At 68.3% G+C, this 20,812-nt stretch carries 12 protein-coding genes; 2 read left to right on the plus strand and 10 right to left on the minus strand.

Annotation, left to right across the window (positions count from 1 at the left end; genetic code table 11):
* The 3 genes from ABIC63_RS04325 to ABIC63_RS04335 all read right to left on the minus strand — a co-directional run.
* The coding region (locus ABIC63_RS04325; RefSeq protein ID WP_354318849.1) for a metallophosphoesterase at nucleotides 1-3,008 on the minus strand (3,008 nt) is incomplete at its 3' end.
* Between the two features lie 26 nt (nucleotides 3,009-3,034).
* A complete protein-coding gene (locus ABIC63_RS04330; RefSeq protein WP_354318850.1) occupies nucleotides 3,035-4,129 on the minus strand; it encodes a DUF4123 domain-containing protein in 1,095 nt (364 codons plus the stop codon).
* A 14-nt stretch (nucleotides 4,130-4,143) separates the two neighbouring features.
* Nucleotides 4,144-6,756 (minus strand): type VI secretion system Vgr family protein, encoded by a 2,613-nt coding sequence (locus ABIC63_RS04335; protein ID WP_354318852.1) that lies wholly within the window; start codon nucleotides 6,754-6,756, stop codon nucleotides 4,144-4,146.
* A gap of 400 nt (nucleotides 6,757-7,156) precedes the next feature.
* Between ABIC63_RS04335 and ABIC63_RS04340 the strand changes: the two genes are divergently transcribed.
* Complete coding sequence (locus ABIC63_RS04340) at nucleotides 7,157-7,297, plus strand: hypothetical protein (protein WP_017759858.1); 141 nt, start codon at nucleotides 7,157-7,159, stop codon at nucleotides 7,295-7,297.
* Between the two features lie 36 nt (nucleotides 7,298-7,333).
* Here the strand turns inward: ABIC63_RS04340 and ABIC63_RS04345 are convergent, their stop codons facing one another.
* From ABIC63_RS04345 to ABIC63_RS04365, 5 genes are all read right to left on the minus strand, one after another.
* Nucleotides 7,334-7,618, minus strand: coding sequence for a hypothetical protein (locus ABIC63_RS04345; protein WP_294378559.1), 285 nt, complete (start codon nucleotides 7,616-7,618; stop codon nucleotides 7,334-7,336).
* A gap of 36 nt (nucleotides 7,619-7,654) precedes the next feature.
* Complete coding sequence (locus ABIC63_RS04350) at nucleotides 7,655-8,425, minus strand: Crp/Fnr family transcriptional regulator (RefSeq protein ID WP_114804004.1); 771 nt, start codon at nucleotides 8,423-8,425, stop codon at nucleotides 7,655-7,657.
* Between the two features lie 376 nt (nucleotides 8,426-8,801).
* Entirely contained in the window at nucleotides 8,802-9,482 is a 681-nt protein-coding gene (locus tag ABIC63_RS04355) for an SEN1982 family lipoprotein (RefSeq protein ID WP_354318853.1), read from the minus strand.
* A gap of 8 nt (nucleotides 9,483-9,490) precedes the next feature.
* Nucleotides 9,491-10,927 carry a cytochrome-c peroxidase gene (locus tag ABIC63_RS04360; protein ID WP_354318854.1) on the minus strand — a complete coding sequence of 479 codons (1,437 nt, stop codon included), beginning with the start codon at nucleotides 10,925-10,927 and terminating at the stop codon, nucleotides 9,491-9,493.
* A complete protein-coding gene (locus tag ABIC63_RS04365; protein ID WP_354318856.1) occupies nucleotides 10,924-13,302 on the minus strand; it encodes a phosphoesterase in 2,379 nt (792 codons plus the stop codon). Before ABIC63_RS04365 ends, ABIC63_RS04360 begins: the two co-directional genes overlap by 4 nt.
* Nucleotides 13,303-13,576: 274 nt before the next feature.
* Between ABIC63_RS04365 and ABIC63_RS04370 the strand changes: the two genes are divergently transcribed.
* Entirely contained in the window at nucleotides 13,577-15,877 is a 2,301-nt protein-coding gene (locus tag ABIC63_RS04370) for a LamG-like jellyroll fold domain-containing protein (protein ID WP_354318857.1), read from the plus strand.
* Between the two features lie 87 nt (nucleotides 15,878-15,964).
* Here the strand turns inward: ABIC63_RS04370 and ABIC63_RS04375 are convergent, their stop codons facing one another.
* Nucleotides 15,965-16,828: an SGNH/GDSL hydrolase family protein gene (locus ABIC63_RS04375; protein WP_354318858.1), complete on the minus strand. Its 864-nt coding sequence runs from the start codon at nucleotides 16,826-16,828 to the stop codon at nucleotides 15,965-15,967.
* A gap of 67 nt (nucleotides 16,829-16,895) precedes the next feature.
* Entirely contained in the window at nucleotides 16,896-20,762 is a 3,867-nt protein-coding gene (locus tag ABIC63_RS04380; protein WP_354318860.1) for a hypothetical protein, read from the minus strand.
* Between the last annotated feature and the right edge of the window lie 50 nt (nucleotides 20,763-20,812).

Below are 20,812 nucleotides of genomic sequence, written 5' to 3' on the forward strand. Positions count from 1 at the left end.
ATGCTGGTGCACTCGCTTGCAGTGGCCTCGGGCGTGGGCAAAGCCAGGGCCGCTCGCGTCGGCTGGGTGGCTCTCTGAATTTTGCAGGGCCGACTCTTTAGCATTACCTCAAAGAACGCCTGTTCCACGCCGCGCCCGCGAGCGCGGTGACTGCTGCCGTTATCCGCATTGACATAGGCTGCGATGGCTCGATCCAGCACCTTCAAATCACCGCGAGTCAGCGTCATGCTGGCGCCTTTGGCGTCGGAGTTGAAGGCAGGCGAGATGACATGCCAGCTTTTGATGGCGTCTCCTGATGCGTCTTTTCCCCCTTGGAACACCCAGATCCTCACCCCCGCAATGCAGTCCAGTCTGGCCACCGTAGGACTGAGCTTGATGGGCACGCGCCCGCCGCTGGCCGGCAATTGCACCGACTCGAATCGCAGAGGCGGCGCGATCTTCTTCTCGGGGTCGGCGCTCATCACGGCGAGGTAATCGAGCGCCACGCACAGGCGCGGCTTCTCGTTGAGCGGGCGTCCCGCGCTGCGGCTGGTGCGCAGGGTCTTGATCTGGCGGATCAGCCGCTCGGCCGGGTCCAGCAGCGTGCCCGAGGGCGGGCGCAGCGTCCAGCTGTCGAGTTCGTGGTCGAGGTTCTGCTTGCCGATGGGGCCGCCGCAGCTGGAGACGACGAAGCGGGTGTGTTCGCGTGGGGCCGCAGGCTGGGGACCCTGGATGCCGGGGTCGCGGGCGCTTTGCACTTCGATGCTGCGCACGGGTTGCGTGGGTCGGCTGCTCGTGGGTGTGCTCACCTGGCGCCACGCCACCTCGTACACGCCGCTGCGATGGCTGTGGCCACTGAAATGCCAGTCCACGCAGGCGTCGGCGGGCACATGGGGGCTGGCGGGTCCGTCGGAGGCGCCCTTGCTGCGCACAGCGGTGTCGAAGTAACGCGCCTGGTTGATCTCGCAGGTGCCGGTGTTGACGCGGTTGAAGCCGGCCGAGACGAGAGGATTGCCGGGCCCACGCGGCGGCACGAAGCGCATGTCCTGCGGCCGGGCGGAATAGGCGATGGGCTCGTCGTAGTTGATGAGGGTGAAGTGACTGGCCATGGCCAGGCTGGCGCCTGGGCTGCGGCGCTTGTGCTGCTGGGCCTGGGCCAGCAGGGCCAGTTGGGCTTCGCTGAAGGACTGGGTGGCCCGCGGCAGGACGCCGGTGCCTTGCCGGTCCACACCGCCGACATTTTTGCCCGTCAGGCCACTGACCAGGTTCTTGTAGTTCTCGCCCTGCCCCCAGCCCAGCAGGGCGAGCACCTGCATGGCGGGGGAGGGCTGGTGCGGCTCGGCGCCCAGGGCGAGCACGGCGTCTTCCAGCGGAGTGAACAGCGCGTAGAACCAGTCGTAGTTGTCCAGGCTGTAGTTGTTGCTGGTCAGCACCTGGGCATAGGTGGGGCCGTAGGCGAGGGCGGCCTCGTAGATGGTCATGTTGTGGTCGGCCGCAATGCCCTCGTTGCCCTTGTTGCTGTGCCAAGCACTGGCCTTGTCGAAGTCGTTGTAGGTCGCGGCCAGGTCCTTGATCTGCAACTGCTTGCTTGCATTCACCGCCACTTTGCCGGCCCAGGCAGCCATGCCGGCCAGTGTTTCTGTCTCGTTCAGTTGTCGCTCGCGGCCCCAGCGGCCCTGTTCCAGCGCGTCGGTGGCGTCCTCCAGCACCCCCAGCGCCCCGCTCCAGTCGTTGATGCGCGGACTGATGCCATAGGGCACGCCGTAGGCCTCGTGGTTGCCGCTGGTCATGAACACGGGCAGCTTCAGCCGGGTGTAGGCATGGCGCACGAGGCTGAAGGCCAGCAGGTCGTCCAGGCCGCGCGGGTACAGGCCGGGCGTGTTCAGCTGGTTCATGACGTTGAAGCGCTTCCACTGATCGGCAATGGTGTGGCCCACCCGCGCCGGATCGATGTTGCGGTTGAAGTCGATCAGGTCGCCGGTGAGCAGCAGGGCGGTGTCGGGGCGGCCGGCGGCGCCGAACTGGTCGAACAGCTGCTTGAGTGCGTTGAAGCTGTTGCACACGCGCTGGCCGACGGGCGGCTGGGTGAACTGGGCGTCCTCGATCACCTTGGCGGGCGACTTGGCCAGGGCGCAGTGGCGCACGTTGATGTGCACGTCGCTGAGGTGGCCGAGCTTGAGCGGCTTGCGGCTGTCCAGGCGGATGACGGGATGCCAGGCGGCCAGGCGCTGGCTGCCCTGGATCAGGTCGCGTGCGCTGGCGGCGGTGGCCTCGACGTCGTACTCCAGCAGCGTCGCTTCCAGGCCGCGGCGCGGGCCGTTGCCGTTGGCCGCCAAGTGGCGGTGGCGTGCGTCGCGCGTCTGGGCGCCGAGGAAGGCCTCGACGATCAGGTCCTGTGCGTGCACGGTGGCGGCCTGGCACAGGGTGGGGTAGTTCTTCTTCTGCTCGGCGGTGGGCTGCACCATCCAGGCGAAGCTCTTGAAGGTGCCCGTCTCGGGCTGCACGGCCAGCGCGTCCAGCGTGAGCTCGACCTCGTAGACGTGAGCACTGCCGAAGCCGGCACTGGCGTAGGCCGCGACGGCCTGGGGGCTGACGGTGGCGAAGGCTTCGCCCATCTGGTTGTGGATGAGGGCGCCGGCGGTGAAGCTGCCCACGCGCCAAACGCGGATGGCGCGGCGTGCGGTGGCGCAGTCGCGGCCATCGCCGGTGAGGGCGCCGACGGTGGTGTCGGTGGCGGGCTTGGGGCCTTCCATGGGCACCAGGCGCAGATGGCGGGCGACGGTGGCGGCAGCGCTGTGGGCGCTGTCGCCGTCCATGGGGGTGACGACGGCCTTGCGGTCCAGGCTGAGGCGTCCGGCGGCCGTGTTGGCCACGCCCAGCGGCGCCGCCGTGGCGATGAAGACGCTGCACTTCTTCTGCCCGGGCGCGAGCAGCAGCGGCGTGCCCAGGCTCGGGTACAGGATCACGGCCATCAGCGGCGTGGGCTCGCCGCAGTCGCACAGGGCGCTGGAAGGGGTGGGGTCGGTCATGGCAAAGGGTCGAACGGGCGGCGCGGTCAGGCCCCCTGGAAATGCGAGGGGAGCGCGTCGAGCGCCCGGGCCTGCGCCTCGTACAGACGGCCCAGCATCGGGTCGCGGTCGGCGGCCCAGTCCTGGACGACCTGGGGCGGCAGGCTGGCCAGCAGCGTGTGCAGTTGCGGTGTGGGGCCAGTCTGTTGGGCGGGAGCCTGGTTGGCCAGGGCTGCAGCCACGGCCGGATGCGCATGAAAGCGCGCGTGCACGAGCAGCGCCTGCCGGCAGGCCAGGCTGCGGTCCGTCCAGCCGGAGAGGCCGGTGCTGGCGGCAAAGTCCAGGGCATCGCGGACGATCCGGCGTTGGATCAACGGATGCACCAGCGCCAGCCATTGCGCCGCCACCGGGTCGTCGGCCTCGAGCGCTTCGGCCGTGAGGGCTGCCAGGAGCTGCGGCTCGCCCACGGCGTCGACGGCCTTGCGCCAGGTGAGGGGCAGGGGCAGCCGTCCCGCGGGCGGGTTGGCCGAGAGCCGGGCACGGCCTTTCAGAAAGCGGGGCTGGCCGGACGCGTCCCAGCCCGCCCACCATGCCAGCGGTTGCAGGAAGGCATCGCGCAAGGCCGGCGCCCAGTGCTGGACGGCGTCGAAGCCGATGCGGGGATCGAAGTAGCGCAGCAGCACGGCGATGCCGTGATCGGCCCCGCCGTTATCCAGGGTGCCGTGGAGGAAGCCGCGCAGATGGGCGGCCAGTGCGGGCAGGCGCAGCGGACTGGCCAGCAGCGTCAATGCCTCGTCGGCGGCTTGCCAGGCCAGCGCATCCTGCAAGGCCGCATCCGTGGCCGGTGGCAGCGCGATCAGCCAGGGACCGACATCGACCGATTCGGCCTCCGACGTCTGGAGGAAGAGGCATTCGTGCAGCAGGCCGTGGGTGGCTGCCAGGGACTCGGGCAGGTGATGCAGGCACTGTCCGGCACTCACCAGGGCATAGCGGTGCAGGGGCTGCGAAGCGCCGGGTGATGCGGCGGCGGGCGATTCGAGCAGCCGCTGGATCTGGGCGCACAGCCAGCGGTGGAGCGTGGCGTCGAAGGCCTGGCGGACGGCTTGCGCATGTTCGAAGTCGGCGAGAAGGAGGGCGCTCATCCGGCAGGTTCCGCTCAGGCCTGAGGGACGGCCGCCGCGCCGCGACGCAGTGCGCGCTGCATGCATTCCGGGCAGACGCGAGGGGGCAGCTGGGCGAACCGCTGCTCGGCACCCGGTGGCGGGCGCTGGTCGGGCCCGGGCGTGGCATGGCTGGCCGCGTGTTCTAGCCAGACGCCGGGCGTGCCGTGCAGCACGCCGGAGCCGCTCCATTCGCTGAAGCTGGTGCCGCCTTGGATTTCCACCCGCTGGGGCGCCATCAGATAGACGGTGTCCTCGGTGCTGAGCACCTCCACGTCCTGCAGGGCGGTGATCTCGCCCATGTCACTCTGCGCCTCGATCTGGATGTCGCCTTCGCTGGCGAAGGCCTTCAGGCCGTGTTCGAGCGTGAAGAAGCGCAGCCCTTCGGCGACCGCCGCGAGCAGGCGCCTGCCGCTGCTCAGCGACACATGGCCGCCGCTCGTCATCTGGGTGTGCACGGCGCTGTGCAGATGAAGGTCCTGCGTGCTGGTGGCTGCAAGGCCGGCGAGGCTGTCCAGCGCCAGATGGGGTTGCGCCAGTTCTGGGAAGCGACGGGCCGCGGCATCGACCACGCCGCGGCCCTGCAGGGCCTGGTTCTGCTGCTTGACGGCCTGGGCGACGCGGGATTGGTCCTGGTCCTGTTCCTGGGCGGTGGCCTGGACAGCGGCTTCGTGCAGGCCTTCGATCTGGTCGCGTGCACTGGTCAGGCGCCCGACGAGGGAGGCGAGCCCCTTGACGTGGCCTGCGGCGCCGGGCCGCCCCTCGGTGGTGATCAGCATCCCGTCCTTGGCGCGCAGTACGCCGTGCCCATCGGTGCGCAGTTCGAAGCCTTCGCCACGAGCGGCCTTGCGGCCCTGGTGGTCTTCGATGCGCGTGATTGCGCCCAGGCTCAGGCTGGAGTGCTGGTGGTCGCTCTTCAGCTGGGCCTGGATCTGCCCGGCCGTGTCGTCCATCACCAGGTGGTTGCTGCGCCCGGCCGCGCTGTTGCCGCCGCCGTCGGTCAGCTCGCGGCTGCGGAAGCCGCTGAGGGCGCTCTGGCTGGGCAGCTTCCACGGCGGCAGGTTCAGCTGGTTGTGCACCCGTCCTGTGCAGATGGGCAGGTCCGGATCGCCGCCGAGGAAGTCGACGACCACCTCCTGCCCGATGCGCGGGAGGTGCACGCCGCCCAACTGGTTGCCCGCCCACGGGCTGCAGACGCGCAGCCAGCAGCTGCTGTGCGGGTTCTCCTGGCCTTGCCGGTCCCAGGGGAACTGCACCTTGATGCGGCCGAGTTCGTCGGTCCACAGCTCCTGGCCCTCGGGGCCGACCACGCGGGCGGTCTGCGGGCCATGGGTGTGGGGCTTGGTGCGGGTGAGCGTCGGCCGCAGGGGCTCGGTGATGGGATGGGCCAGCAGGTCCACCTGCACCCGCCAGCGTTGCTGCGCCTGGGGCCGCGCTACCGTCGCCCCCGCGGCCAGCGCCGCCTGGCTGTCCTGCCCCACGTCCTCGATGAGGAATTCGGTTTCCAGGACCAGATATTCCGCATTGGCTGCCTCCCTTGGATGGCCCTGCAGCACGAAGCTGAAGCCCGGCACCATGCCGCGCAGGTTGCCGCTGGCCCGTGCGCGTGCACCCGCTGTGCGCAGCTGCTGCATGCGAAGCCGGGCGATCAGGTCGCCCTCGGCCAGCGGGTCGTTGGCCCCCGCGGTGCCGGCGCGTGGCTGGGCGTAGTGGCTGCCACCGAGGCTGGCATGCCAGGCGTAGACCTCGGCCTCCGCAAAGCCCGTGGGCCGTGGATCGCTGCGGCTGACCGTCAGGTCGGCGCGCGGCCGGGTGTAGTCGTAGTCGCGGCTGCTGTAGCGCCCGCTGGCGAGGCGGCTGGCGGGCATGAAGGCATGCAGATACTCGGCGTCGAGCTTCCAGCCGGGCGGGTGATAGCTCACCTGTCGGTAGGCCTCGCTGGGGTTGGGTGCAAAGGCGCCCAGATGGTCCGAGAGCACCAGCCGGTGGGCGTCCGCGTCGTGCTCGAAGTGGTAGCTGATGCCCCACTCCTGGCACAGGCGCTCGAAGAAGGCGAAGTCGCTTTCGTTGAACTGGGTCTGGTAGTCGCGGATGGGGAAGGACTCGGCCAGGCGCTTGTCGACGGGGAAGGGGTAGTTCGCCAGGAGGGCGTCGAGGATGTCGACGACGGTGGCGTTCTGGAAGATGCGGCAATCGGCGTTGAGGGTGGCCAGGTGCAGCCAGGGGCGCAGCACGAGGCGGTAACGCAGGTGTCGGCCATGCTCGCCCAGCAACTCTGCTTCGGTGATGAGGGCGTTGATCTGGCGGACGCCGGCGCCGAGGTGATCCACGGCATCGCCGACACCGCCGGGCACGAAGGTGCCGGCACCATCGAGGTCGATCTCGCAATGGATCTCGCGGCCGATCAGCGCGTCCAGGTCGATGTCGGCGCAGGCATCGGCCAGGGCGCCGGGGTCCAGCGCATCGGGGGTCTGCAGGAGCAGCTCATAGGTGAAGAGGGCATTGACGCCCTCGTGGCCCGACAGCCGCACGGGCTGCAGCAGGGGCGTGCCGGCAAAGACCGGCAGTGCGGGCGAATGCACCCGCAGCGTGTGTGACAGCGTGGACATGAAACCTCTCCCTTTGCGCCGCGCTTTCGCTTGCTTTGTTATGGGTGCGAAGGCGGCGCGGGGGAGGGTAAATGCGGGTCTTGGCGGTCCGCGGCACTTGGCGCGGACCGCCCCAACTTTTGCCGCGATCCGTGGAATAGTTCCCCGGCTCAAACCTCCGCATCTGCGGATGGTCGGTCCTCACATGGCCGGCAGAAAAAAGTTGTCCATTTGGAAAAAACGCGGCGCTGCCCGAGGCATCCGGGCAATGTGCACGCTCCTTGCATCGCATGCTGGATCGCGCACAGGAGTCGGCATGAGTCACGCATCAGAACAGGTCCCCGTTCCCCAACCCGATCTGGCCGCACGGCTAGATGCGATTCACGCATTCCTGCGTTTGACTTCTTTTTTCGTATCCCGCGTGACGCTGGGCAATGCCATCGAGGGCTATGCGCGGGTGCACAAGCTGACGCCGCTCCAGGCGGCGTGCGAGGTGGAAGAGCGGCTGTCCGAATCCAGCCTGGCGCCTGCCCAACTGGTGGGCTATGCGGGGCAGGAGTGAGGACGGGGCGGTGCGCGGAGCCCCGTCGCGGTGCGGCTAACGGTGCCTGCGGCGGGCGCGCCAGGCCAGCGTGGCGTAGTCCTTGAACAGCAGGTCGCGGTACAGCATGTGCAGGCCGCGCAGCAGGAACACCACGCAGAGCAACGCAGCGGACACCGTGACGACGATGTAGCCGCCGCTGCCCGCGCTGGCCGGTGCCGCCACAAAGATCGCGAGAAATACGACCAGAAAAAGCAGGATGGAATAAAGCAAAAGAACCAGCCCGCGCCATTTCCCAAGCCGGCGGGCCGCGTATTCGGGACTGAAAATGAATTTAAGCATTCGTCTTGCGCACCGGACCGGCAAAGCAATGGCAGATCACGCCCATTTGGGCTTCTTGTAATTGGCCGCGGCGCCAGGGTCCTTGCCCGCCTGCTGCTGTTGCTGCTGGTACAGTTTTCTCAGCGATTCCTGCGTTTCTCCAAAAAGGGTGTCGTATTCGTCGGATTCTTCCAATTGAATCGAATCGCCGCTTCTGCGCAATTGGCCGCGCTGCTCCAGGTCGTTGATGACCTTGTTGACGACGCCGCGCGACAGGCCGGTGTAGGAGGCGATGAGCGCCTGGGAGATGCGCTTGCTGAAGGCCCGGGTGCCCTGGGGTGCGAGTTGCGTCAGTTCGTGCAAGACGCGTGCCACCATTTTCTCGGCCGACAGGGTGCTTCGGCGGCGCAGCTGGCGCCGGAGCATGTTGGCGCGTTCCAGGCTGATGTCCACCAAAGCCATCGAGATCGAGGGGTACTGTGTACAGAGTCCGCGTACGATGTCCATCGGCAGCACGTACACCGCCGACGGCAGGGCGGCCACCAGGGTGAGTTCGGAGATGTTGGGGCGGTCGGCCTGGGCAAGGGGGCCGCTCAGGTAGATGTCGTTGACGCGCAGGAAGTTGGTGGTGATGAGTTCTGCGCGGGCTGTGGCGTCGGTCGGCAGGCCCACCCGCAGCAGTCCCGAGGCAACGCAATACATCGAAAACGCAGGCTGGCCCGTAAGTAGAACTACGTCATTTTTGCGGAAGTGGCGCAGTTCCACGAACCGCATCAGTTGCTGGCGCACCCCTTGGGGCACTTCGGAAAGCAAAGGATGAATCAACATGCGCGTTCAAGCCGGCCGCAGCCGAAATAATGAGCAGCGCCAAATGTGACGATTCGCTGCATGCGTTGCAAGGAGGCTGAAAGTAGTAACGCATGCTAGAAGCTGGGATGTGGGCTTGTGCGCACGAAATCATCGGAATTGAAGACTTGCTGACACTTTAGGCTTAATAAAAGTGAAGGAAATGAGAAAAAATCTCTATCTCCGCAAGATTTCTACTGAATTCAGCAACGATTAGCGGTGTGGTTGTAAAGGGGCTCCGCCAGCCCCAAGCAAGAACGCCCATGGCCCTGTGAAGGGGCCATGGGCGTTGTGCTTTGCGGGGTGGGGCAGGCCGCTGGATGGCTTGCCAAGAGCGGCCGCGGCGGCCGGGATGAGGTCAGGTGCCGCTGGCGGGCACCCAACCCTCGGGCCCATGCGTGAAGGCCTGGCGCAGCTGCAGGCTGCCCGCGCCCTGCACCACGCGGGCCACCATCGGAAACACGCGCTGCGCATCGGCGTCGGCGGCCCAGGGCGCGGGCTGCACGTGGTAGGTGTAGGTGACGACCACCGGGCCGCCGTCGGCCGCGGGGTGCCCGGGCTCGGGCGCCCAGCCGACGATGCGGTCGAGCGTGAGGTGGGCGGCGCAGAAGTCGGCCGGCGCTGCGGCGCCGGTGGCGGTCTTGCGGGCGATGAAGTACTTCTGGCCTTCGGGGGTGAGCGTGTAGTGCGTGGCGGCGGTGGCGGGCGCCTCGGCCGTGGCGGGCAGGGCGATGTCTTCGGCCTGCACCAGGCCCAGGTGCTGCAGCACGGGCATCTGCACGGCGTCGCGCACATGGGCCCGGGCTTCGGCCTGGGTCACGTCGATGGGCCAGTGGGGCTTGCCCAGGCACAGGTCGCCGTGGCGGGCCAGGTACAGCTCGGTGGCGGCATGCAGCGCGCCGGGGTCCACGGTGGCTTCGTGCTGGCAGCCGGCCAGCAGGGCGGCGGCGCAGAGCAGCGCGGCGGCAGCGGGCACGGCCCGGCGGCTACGCGGGGCGACGGGGCCAGGGGCGGGAAGGGGCAGGGTGGTCGGGGTCATGGGGCGCGTCATTGGGCGCAGTCTTCGGGCTTGAGTGGTTGGGCGGCCGTGGTGTCGGCGTCGTCCAGGGTGTGCAGGAAGCAGATCAGGTCATGGATGTCCTGCTCGGACATGGGCGGCGCGGAGCCGGGCTTGCGGCCGTCCATGGGCATCTGCGGGTCGATGTTGGGCAGGTAGGCGCTGGGCAGGTCGTCGAACTTCCGGACGGTGCCGCCCGTGTACTGGGTGGTGATGAGCCCGTAGGTCGGAAAGGCCGGGTCTTTCTTGGCCTTGGGCTGGCCACCCACGGTGGGGTACCACAGCTCGGGGTTGGTGTCGCGCGTGTTGTAGAAGCGGATGACCTGCTCCAGCGTGTGCATCACCCCGTTGTGGAAGAAGGCGCTGCGCGTCGCCACGTTGCGCAGGGTGGGGGCCTTGAACATGCCGCAGAAGCTGTCGGCCGCGCCGGGGCTGGCGGGCAGGTGGTCGGTGCGCAGGGGACCGCACACGCCCATGTCGTAGTAAGTGGGGTCGGCATTGGCGGCGATGGCGGCATTGCGCGGCACCCCGATGGCCTCGTACGAGAAGTCGGTGAACAGGGCCGAGCTGCCGTTGAGCCCCGCGCCCTGGTAGTGGCACGAGGCGCAGTTGCCGGTGGCAGGGTCGGTAAAGACTTTCAGACCCCGCACCTCCGCGGGCGAGAGGTTGCCGCCCAGCTTGTTGCTGGCGTAGCGGTCGAACTTGCTGGTGTAGGGGTGGAAGCTCGTGTCTTCCAACTGGTAGGCCTGCAGGGCCTGCACCGCGCTGGCGAAGGCGGTGTCGGGGTTGTCGAACACGTGCGCGCCGAAGGCCTGCGCGATGAGTGGCGCATAGCTGGCGGCCTGTAGCTTGCGCACCACGTCGGTCGGGCTGGCATTGGCCATTTCGGCGGCGTTGAGCAGCGGCACGCGGGCCTGGTCGGCCAGGGTGTCGGCGCGGCCGTCCCAGGTGAAGCCGCCGCCGGGGCCCGGGGCGCTGATGCCGTCGGGGTTGTCCAGCAGGTCGGCGTAGGCGGGGGTGAATTCCTTGTAGCGCAGCGAGGGCACGGCGCGGGTGCCGGGCTGATCGAGCCTGGGGCCGCCCAGTTGCACGGCCAGGTCGTTGGCGGGGGCGTAGGCATGGGCCGGGTCGTGGCACGAGGCGCAGCTCATCTGGCCCGAGCCCGACAGGGCCTTGTCGAAGAACATCTTCTGGCCCACCTGGGCGGCCAGGCTGAGCGGACCGGAGGCCGGCGCGGGGGCAGCCGCAGGCGCCGCCGCCGCAGGGGCGGGCGCCGCCGCGCTGCCGCCGGCACCCAGCCCCAGCGGCAGGGCGTTGGCGCCCCCGCCGCTGCCGCCGCCGCAGCTGGCCAGGCCCACCGCCACGGCTGCCGCCGCCACCACCGCGATGAGCGTGGCGCCGGCCGCCGGAGCGATGGTCCGCCTCATGGCTTGACGGCCCAGACGTTGGTCTGGTTGGCGTCGGGGCCGGTCTGCGCGGCCACGGTCACGTCGGCGGACTGCTTCTGCGTGTAGCCGGCGGGCGCCACGAAGGCGTGGTTGATGGGCCGCACGCTGTCGAAGTGCGTGTCGGCGCTGCCGGCGTACTCGGGCAGGTTCAGGATGTTCGCGGCGATGAAGGCCTCGGTGTACTTGGAGCGGTTCATGTACGAGGCATCGTTGGCCGGGTCGGCCAGGCCGAACATGTCCTGCAGCGTGCGCACGAAGGCGAAGTGGCTGTAGGCGTCGCTGTCGACCACGCCCTTGGGCGCGTTGGGCTGGTTGGTCAGGATGCCGAAGATGCTCTCGCCGTGGCCGCGGTTGCCCATCTGGTAGTTGTTGATGCTGGTGTCCTGCGACCAGCTGCCGTCCGCGTTCTGCTGCAGCGGGTTGGGCATGTTGGTGGTCTGCTTGACCTTCAGCGGGTTCCAGCCGCAGCAGGAGTTGAAGCCGGCGGTGGCGTTGCCCTCGTCGAACATCAGCACGATGGCGACGCGCTTGTTGGGGTTCTGCCAGAGCGGCGAGGCCTGGATCTTCTTGACGACGTAGTCCACGTAGTTGTCGCCGCGCGTGATGATGGGCGACACGGCGCTGGTGGCCACGTTGTTGGCCACGCTGCTGCAATCGCTGGCCGATGCGGTGGTGCCGCCGCCATTGGTGCCCTTGACGCTGATGCCATGCATGTCGTCGCACTGGTCGGGCATCAGGAAGTTGAGGTTGCCCACGTTGCCGCTGGCCAGGTCGGTGCCCAGCTGGTCGATGTCGTAGCCGGTGGGCACGGTGTAGGCGCTGGCCTTGCTGAGGGCTGCGTCCCACTGGCCACCACCCATGGTGCGGTTGCTGTACTTCCACTCGGGCGCGCTGCGCACGTTCTGGTAAGCCATGCCGGGGTGGTGCTTGGTCTTGTACAGGCCGGCGGGCATGGGCAGCGTGAGCGTGGCGTCGCCGATGGCGCTGGTGTTGGGGCCCAGGGTGCCGGGCGGGTACACATGGTCCTGCGCGGTGACGGCGGCGTCGGCAACGCTGTCGGTGCGGAAGTCCTGGCCCGGGTTCATCGACTCGCTGTAGGTGCGCCAGGTCATGCCCGCGGTGGTGATGGCGTTGAACAGGTTCGGCCGGCCCACGATGTTGTGGCTGACGGCGGCGGTCTGCGTGCAGGTGGTCTTGAAGGGCGAGCTGGCCAGGCCGGGCTGGGTGTTGTCGGGCACGGGCAGGTCCTGCACGGCGGTGGGGCCGGTGGCGTCGCAGTTCCACTGGCTGTCGTCGGTGATGCCGAAGTCGTCGGCGCCGCCCAGGGCGGTGTAGTTGGGCTCGCTGGGGTTGCCGGTGGCGTAGTAGCTCACCAGCTGGTTGCCGGCCTGCAGGTAGGCGTTGATCTTGGGCGCGTAGGGCGAGTTGACGATCGACGAGGTCGCCTTGTTCTCCAGCATCACGATGAAGATGTTGTCGTAGCGCGGGATGCCTTCGACGTTGAAGGCGGCCTGCTGGGCCTGCGCAAAGGTGATGGGCTTGCGCGTGTCGGCCGTGTTGGCGGTCAGGGCGGTGACGCCGTTCTTGCCCGTCAGGCGCGGGTCGCCGCCGGGCACGGCCAGCGCGTCGGGGTACAGGTCGCCGCGGTCGAGCTTGGCGGTGGCGTAGACGTAGCGGTTGTTCAGCGCATTGGCCTCGGCCAGCAGGGCGGCCTGGGCCTTGCCGCTGGCCTGGTTGAAGTCGCCCAGCACGGCGGTCTCGGCCACGCCCAGGCGGCTGGCGACGTTCTTGCGCTCGGTGGCATAGCTGCTGCCGTTGGCGTCGATCAGGCGGGCCACCTCGGCCGACAGCGGGCTGATGACGACCTGCGCGGCCTGCTGGTCGCTGACCTGGCCGGCGCTGATGCGCAGCGCCTCGCGGCTGGCCACGGCCTGGCCGGTGGCGGTGTTCCTGGCGCTCGTGCCGATGTCGGCCAGCAGGGCCGAGCCGGTGGGCACCGTCAGGCCGAACTTGCCGCTGGCGTCGGTGGTGGTGGCGGTCTCGCCGTCGTCGCAGCGGCCGTTGTTGTTGCTGTCGACGCAGACCTTGGCGCCGGCGAAGTAGCCGGCCGAGAAGACCGGGTCGGTGGCGCTGCCGGACTTGAAGGCCGTGGCCGCGACCACGCCGTTGACGGCCACGGTGTTGGCCGTGCTGCCGGTCTGGCCGCCGTTGCTGTTACTGCCGCTGCTGGTCGATGCCGGCAGGAAGGCGATGCCGTCGTTGCCACCGCCGCCGCAGGCGGTCAGGGCGGCTGCGGCCAGCACGGTGAGGGCCGGGAGAAGAAGACGCGAAGTCGAAGGGGCGGTGGATTTCAAGATGACCTCTTGATCGTGGCTGGAAATACGAAACCGGTGAATGGTGGTTAATGGCGGTGTCACGCCCGTGAAGGAAAGCTGAAACGATGCTGACTTCTGGCGCGTGCAGCGGCGGCATTTCGTGGCCGCGCGCGATTCCTTGTTTTTGCTTAAACCAAGCTGACCAGGTCTGGGAAATATTCAGGTGAATTTGTCACTTGAATGTAAAGACGCGTCCCGATCATTTCGCCTTTTTCAGGCGCACTGCATTGCGCCGTTCCATCGAGGGTTTGAAATGAATGAATACCAAAATACGCGCATTCCCGCGGCGTTGAATATCGACGAGCTCGCGCGCGTCAACGAGATCCAGCGCCGGCGCCTGCTCCAGCTGATGCTGGCAGGCTCCGCCGTGGGCGTGTCGGGCGTGCTGGCCGGCTGCGGCGGCGATGGCAGCACGCTGCTGCCGGCGTCCTCTTCCTCCTCGGGCAGCGGCACCGGTGCGGCGCCTGCGCCCGCACCGGCGCCCGCTGCCGCGCCGCAGACGCAACCCACGCCGGTGGTGCCGACGTCGTCGTTTTCGGTGATTGTGCTGCCCGACACGCAGTTCTATTCGCGCTATGCGTCGCAAAAAATGGGCATGCTCTACCAGAAGCTCTATGCCGATATCGATCCGCGCTACAACAATCCCTTCAAGGCGCAGACGCAATGGATCGCCAATAACGCGCAGCAATTGAAGACCGCATTCACCATGCATCTGGGCGACGTGGTCGACCAATCCTGGTATTACTCGTCGGAAAAATCCGCGCCTTGGAGCGCTTCCACCGACCTGGTTGGCAATGGCCAGATCGCCGCCAATACGGTGCAAAAGGAATGGGAATTGGCCAGCCAGGCCATGCAGGTGCTGGAGCAGGCCAAATGCCCGTATTCCATCTGCGCCGGCAACCATGACGTGGGCGCCATCGGCTCCGACATGCAATGGGGCCCCGACTGGGGCGTGGGCGTGACCGGCTTCGACAACACCGACGGCTACCAGGACGGCGGCAGCCACCGCGTGAACCTGTTCGAGCCCTACCTGCAGGTGTTTCCTACCGCGCGGGCCCAGCAGCAGTCCACCTTCGGCGGGCGGCATTCCTCCGGCTTCCACGAGTACCACGTGTTCCAGGCCGAGGGAAACCGCTTTCTGGTGCTCTCCATGTCGTGGCGCGCCTCCGACGACGCCATCGCCTGGGCCAACCAGGTGATCCAGAAGAACCCGACGCTGCCGGTCATCCTGATCAACCACCAGCTGATGGGCATCGGCCAGGACGGCGTGACCGCCGCCGACACGGCCTATTCCAACTACATGTGGGACAGGCTCATCAAGAACAACGACCAGATCTTCATGGCCGTGAACGGCCATTACCACGGCTCGTGCACCGTGACGAAGAAGAACGCCTTCGGCCACGACGTGTTCCTGATGGTGGTGGACTACCAGATGGCCTACATGGGCGGCAACGGCCTGATGCGCATGTACGAGTTCGACCTGACCCACAAGAAGATCGTGGCCAGTTCCTTCTCGCCGTGGGTGCCGGTCAAGCCGCAGGCCGAGCTGAACAACTTCGACTCGGCCTGGCTCACGGAGGCCAACCAGGGCTTCACGCTCGACATCGACTTTGCGGCGCGCTTCGGCGGCTTCAACCCCGGCTTTGCGGTGCCCGCCGGCACGCGCACCAAGGCCATCACGCAGCAGGCCAAGGAGACGATCCTCACCAACTTCAAGAGCCCCACCGTGGCCTCGAGCCGGCCGGCGTCGGGTCCGGACGACTATCCCAAGGTGGCCAACACGCTGGCGCACTGGCGCTTCTACAGCAGCACGGCGGCCGAGGGCGACAAGTTTCCGTACCAGAACGGCCAGCAGATCGCCGACGTGTCCCCCGCGGCCGCCAATCCCATCTCGGTCAACACCTGGATGGGCAAGGACGGCGACCTGGTCTGGTCCAGGAGCCACCACCCGCTGTCGGCCGCGCCGGGCAGCCTGCGCTTTCTGAATGCCACCGGCAGCCGGGCCTCGTACTTCACCACCGACAAGACCTCGAAGCTGAACACCGAGCAGTTCCTGAACGGCTACACGGTCGAGGCCTTCGTCTACATCGACCCGGCCTTCGACGCCAACGTCAACGGCTGGATGGGCATCCTGTACCGGCTGGGTGCGCGCTCGCACCTGCAGGGCTTCGGCAGCGGCGAGGGCGACACCCCCATGATGTTCGCGCTGTCGAACCTGATGGAGTTCCAGTGGGAGATCGTGCCCACCGACCAGGCGACCAACCTGACCTGCTGGTCGGGCAGCATCTCGGCGGGCCAGTGGCTGCACGTCGCCATCGTCAACGACCCGGCGGACGGCTACGCGACCACGATGTACGTGGAGGGTGCGCCGGTGCTGCGCAACAACAGCAACATGCACGGCATCCAGTACGTGGCCGCCCAGCAGCAGATGGCCATCGGCTGCGGCCAGTGGGCCGACGGCATGTCCACCGGCTTCCTCGGCAGCCTGGGCGAGATCCGCATCGTCGGCGCGCCCCTGCCGCCGAGCCAGTGGCTGACGGCGCGGGCGAGCTGAGGCGCAGTGCCCCGCGCGGGCGGATGGGCTCCCGCTCCCCCTCGCGGGAGAGGGCTGGGGAGACGTGGCTGCCCCATCCCCACCCCCTCACGCCGAAAACAGAATGCGATCCAACTCGGGCGAGATGACCTCGGCCAGCTTGCCGTAGCCCCGCGCGGTGGGGTGGATCTCGTTGAGCCAGTCGCCATCCGCCCCGCTGGTTCCCAGCCGGGCGCGCTGCAGCACGCCCTTCGTCTTGCTGATCACATGGAAGTTGTCGATCTCGGCGCACAACTCCACAAGAAAGGAGCCCAGCGATTCGAAGATGTAGTCGGTGATCGGGATCCAGAAGTCCTGGGGCACCTGCCGCGTCATCAGTGCCGGATACAGCCAGGGGCCGGCCAGACTCAGGATGCCGGCCAGGTTCGCCGGCGCGTCGCGCGGCGTGGGGTAGTCGTACACGTGCGTCACGATGGGGATGCCGGCATTCTTTTTGCTGGTGTCGCGCAATCGGGCCAGCCGCCGATGGTATTGGTGGACGTTCACACGCAGTCGCGTGAGTTCGATGCGGTCGATGTAGTCCAGAAAGTGCTGCCCCGCACCCACGGAGGGCGTGCAGATGATGTTCATCAGGTTGTCGATCAGGTCGTTGCCGCCACCGCTGATGAAGATGGCGTCCCAGCGCGTTTCGTTCAGGGTCTGCACCAGCGGCCGGTTGGCATGTGGGTCGGTCATGTTGAGCAGCGTGTCGCCCGGCCGGGCCAGGTTGATCAGCAGGGTCCTCTGACGAAAGTGCAGGGGCTCCAGGATGTTGGAAGAGGGCGCTCCGCCAATGGAGAACCACGAATCCCCCTCGCAGATGATCCGCTTGCCAAAGGCCGGATCGTCCGGGCCGGTGGCCGGCTTGCCGTTGTAGGCATCGGAGTCGTAGCCGTTGAAACTGACGACGCAGGCAGGGTTGGGAAGGGACATCGAGTGCTCCATGAAGGTGGTTGGGCGGGCAGGGACGGCGTGGCCGCCGCGCAGCGGCGCGGCGGGTTCAGCGGGGCGATGCCGGCGCGCCGGACGGCACGGGGGGCGCGGCAGGCGGCAGGGCATTCATCTTTGCGAGCAACGGGTCGTTCGGTCTGACCCACAGCTCGACGACGCCCGGCGTGGCCCTCAGTGCGGGGGCGAGAGGTTCTGCGATCCATCGGCCCTCTCCGCCATCGCCGAATGCCGAGCTCATCCCCGCGGCGATGGCATAGGCACAGGCCCTGCCGCTGGTGTCGTGGTAGCGCAGCACGGTGGTGGTGACGGGGGCGGGGTTGGCCCGGCCGGTCCTGCGGGCGGCGTCGTAGACGTCCTCGATGGGCGGAACGCTGGCGCCCCAGTTGCGCCACCAGTCGCGCAGACCCCGCACGCTGTCGCGTTGAGCCCCGCCGTAGATCTGCACATAGATCGTGATCCGCTTGCAGATGGTCTCGGCGCGCTTCCATGCCGCAGGGGTACTGGCTGTCATGGGCGCAGGCGTCTCCGCCGCGGCGGGGGCGGGCGGGGCGTCGGGAGAAGGCGCGGCAACGATGGCGGAGGTCGTCGCGGGCAATGGCAACCCGTGATGGGGGGCGGCCGGTGCCGGGCGGGGCGGGCACTTGCTGTCCCAGAGTTCGTCGAGCGCGCTCCGGGAGATGGAAGGATTGGTCCGGGTGTGGTCGTTCGACGCCTGGAACACCTCTTCGGCCAGCACCATCGCTTCCCGGCGCGGAGAGCAGGGATGCAATGCCTCCCAACTCGCACCCTGGCTGTAGTCGTGGCCCCAGTAGCGCACGGCCGGCAGCGCGTCGGGCTGCGTCATGCAGGTGGGAAAGGCCGACGGCATGGGGCCGTGGCTGGCGCTCAACAGCACATTGCAGGCGTTGCCCATCTGGCTGCCGAGTCGCTGGCAGGCCACCGAGGCGTCGCGCACGATGCGCACCCCGAGTGCGGACGTTTGCAGCCAGCGGGCCTCGTCGCGCTGGCAATAGGCATCGGCAGAGCGCACGACGGCCATGGCCAGGGCCGAGATGGCTTCGCTCCCGCGGTCGCTGTCCGCAGGCGCAGCCTGTACTTGTCGCTCCTCCCGTACCGGGTCGGGCGACCGCGGCAACTGTGCCCAGAGCTGGGCCAGTTCCTTCATGGCCGCACGTTCGCCCACGATCCGGCTGTTGATCGCATTGCGCAGACCCTCGGCCGCCTGCCACGCCGAGATGCCGATGGTGGCGAGCGCACCGGCACTCAGGGTGGCGCCGACGGCGGCCACGCCGATCCTCGGCGGAAGGCGGATGCCGGTCGACGCCGGGCTTGCTGTCGCGCTCTTGTCGGTCTGACGGGACGTCGCGCCTTTGGCGTGTTCGTCGGGTTCGAAGTACTGGCCAGGGTTCTGCAGGACGCTGTCGACGAAGCCGGTGGAGAGCTTGTCCGCCAGAAAGCGGCCCAGGTAGAAATAGCTTTCCCACTGGGCCTCGCTGAAGAACTGGTCGCTGGTCGGCTGCTGTGGAAAGCTCGGCGCCTTGAGCCGGTAGTTCTCGATGTCCATCGGAAGCCCGGCGCACATGTTCGGCTTGACGACGATGAGGATGCCGACGGGCGGGGCCGTGCCGTCGGCAGGCTGCGGATAGCGGATCGTGGCGAGGGCGAGGCAGGCGTTGCTGTCGCTGGATGCGAGTGCATTGAGCGAGCCGAAGTACTTCAGCGTCTCCCACCAGGCGGCGGGCGTCGCGGCGGGCTTCTGGAAGGTGATGTGCGTGTCCAGGTCGACGCGGGCCTTGCGCACCAGCTCCTCCAGGTCGCCGAAGCGGTAGTTGGGATCGGCGCCGCAGTCGGCGAGCAGGATGAATTGCGCCCGCGCAGCCAGCAGTGCGTAGCCACCGGTGTTCTCGAAATGCCCTCCGTCCGAGATGAACCAGTCGTTCTTCCCGGCGGCGGCGAACGTCCCGGTGGTCTCGTGGAGCAGCCCGATCGACTTGGCCAGGTTTCGGCGCCACCACCCGCCCTGCGCGCGGGTCCCTGGATGCCGGGCTGCACCGGTCAGCCAGTAGCCCAGCCGCACGCCCGCGAAGGTGAGCAGGGCCGACAGGCCGCGCTGGGTGCGTGCGCCAAGGCCCGGCGAGACGGCGGCGCCGGAGATGGCCAGCCAGGCCCCCAGGCTGAGCTGGCCGATCCCTGGGATGCGGCGCCAGCCTTCCTGGCCGAGTTGCGACGCTCCGCCGGCCATCACGCTCAGCAGCAGGCCCTTGCGGTCGCGGTTGAACAGGCGGCCCTTGTCGTCCGCGCTCTGGTTGACGCAGCTGTTGATGAGGTGGACCGGCCCGCCTGCGCGATGGGGCGCGTAGGCCCCAAGGGGCACGTCGTCGTCGAAGGCGACCTCGCCCACGCTGACGGCGGGTTTGCCGGTACGCACGGCACTGGCAATGGGGCTGAGCGCGCTCACGTCGGGGCCGAAACGCGTGCCGTTGGCGGCACCCAGGTAGGCCCGTGTCAGGCGGGCCGCATAGAACGCGTGCAGCGACGACAGGTTGAGGAACTGCACATTCCTTCCGGTGAGAAGGGCATAGCCGAGCACCGGAACGGCCAGCAGGGCGAGGTGAATCCACCCTTGCGTGAACGCCATCTGGGTGACGAGGCGCGTACCGGCCTGCACGCCGGCATCGGAGTCGATGAACACCGGCCGCATCACCACCTTCATCACGAGCGCGACCCACCACACGACCATGCACAGGCTCAGCAGGTAGTCCACGCCTTGCAGCAGCCACATCCCGATGCCCCGCACCCAGCGCGGCGCCAGATGGCCTTCGGCGGCGAACAGGGGCGCGGCGCCCCGCAGGCCGACGGCAGCGACGCCCAGCGCCAGGCCGAGGTTGAGCGTGGAGATGCTGTCGAACGCCAGCACCCACGCCAGGCGCTCGACCAGGCCCAATCCCAGGCAGGCGCCGAACATCGACAGCCACCGGGAAAGCGCATGCGTCAGCGCGTTGCGGGCGGCGCCGACCGTGCCGCCCGGGCCACCAGCGATCCAGCGGGCGGTGAATGCCGCGCCGAGATTGAGCAACAGGAACAGCGCGGCGGCCGTCATGGCCACGGCATGCCAGCGCTGCGGCTGGATGTCGCCCAGCTGCCCCAGCCGGTACAGCGCGAATGCCGGCAAGCCTGCGGCCACGAGGATCGCCCCGGCGCCAAGCACGATGGCGCCGAAGCTCCTGGCGCGGACCCACTGGAGTTGCCAGTAGGCAAGCAGGAAGTTCAGGGCGGGCAGCAGTGCGATCGCCGCCAGCGGCCACAGCGTGGGCATCCAGGGCTGGATCCAGTCCGTCCAAGCGAACATCCGTGGCTCGTGGCTGCCGACGGTGGCCAGCGCTTGCCACGCAGCCAGGTCGACAGCGCACAGGCCCAGCGCCAGCAGCACGGCCAGGACGCCGAATTCCACATGGATGCCGATGAGGTTGCGCAGGTAGAGCGCAAGGGCGAACAGCGTGTCGCGGGCGCCGGCCGGCGTCAGGTAGCGGCCGTTGGTGCGCAGCCACCAGCCAAAGTGGGTCTTCTCCGCCTGTGCCAGCGCCCGATCAACCTCATCCGCGCCCGGTCCCGTGCGCGCGCGGTCGAACAGGCGGCCGAGCATGCCGCCGATGTAGCCACCGCCGGAGACCGTGGAAAGCAGATCGAAGCGCAGCAGCAGCCGGTTGGCCGCCAGCGAGCGCAGCAGCCCCAGGCAGAAGGTGGCGCTGCGGATCCCGCCGCCCGAGAGGGCCAGTCCCCAGAGCGGGGCCTCTTGCGCCGGTGGCGGCATGCCCAGGTCGGCGCCACGGGCCGCGGTGGCGCCCAGCGCGGCGCGACGCAGCGCCACGGCCTGCTGCAGTTCGCCCTGCCCGGGCGATGGCTCTTCGACTTTCATCTCGACCCCTCCTTCGGACCTGAGGTCCGACCTCGTTCATTGGCGAGGCA

The sequence above is a fragment of the Pseudacidovorax sp. 1753 genome (assembly GCF_040544975.1).
Classification (GTDB): Bacteria; Pseudomonadota; Gammaproteobacteria; order Burkholderiales; family Burkholderiaceae_C; genus Xenophilus.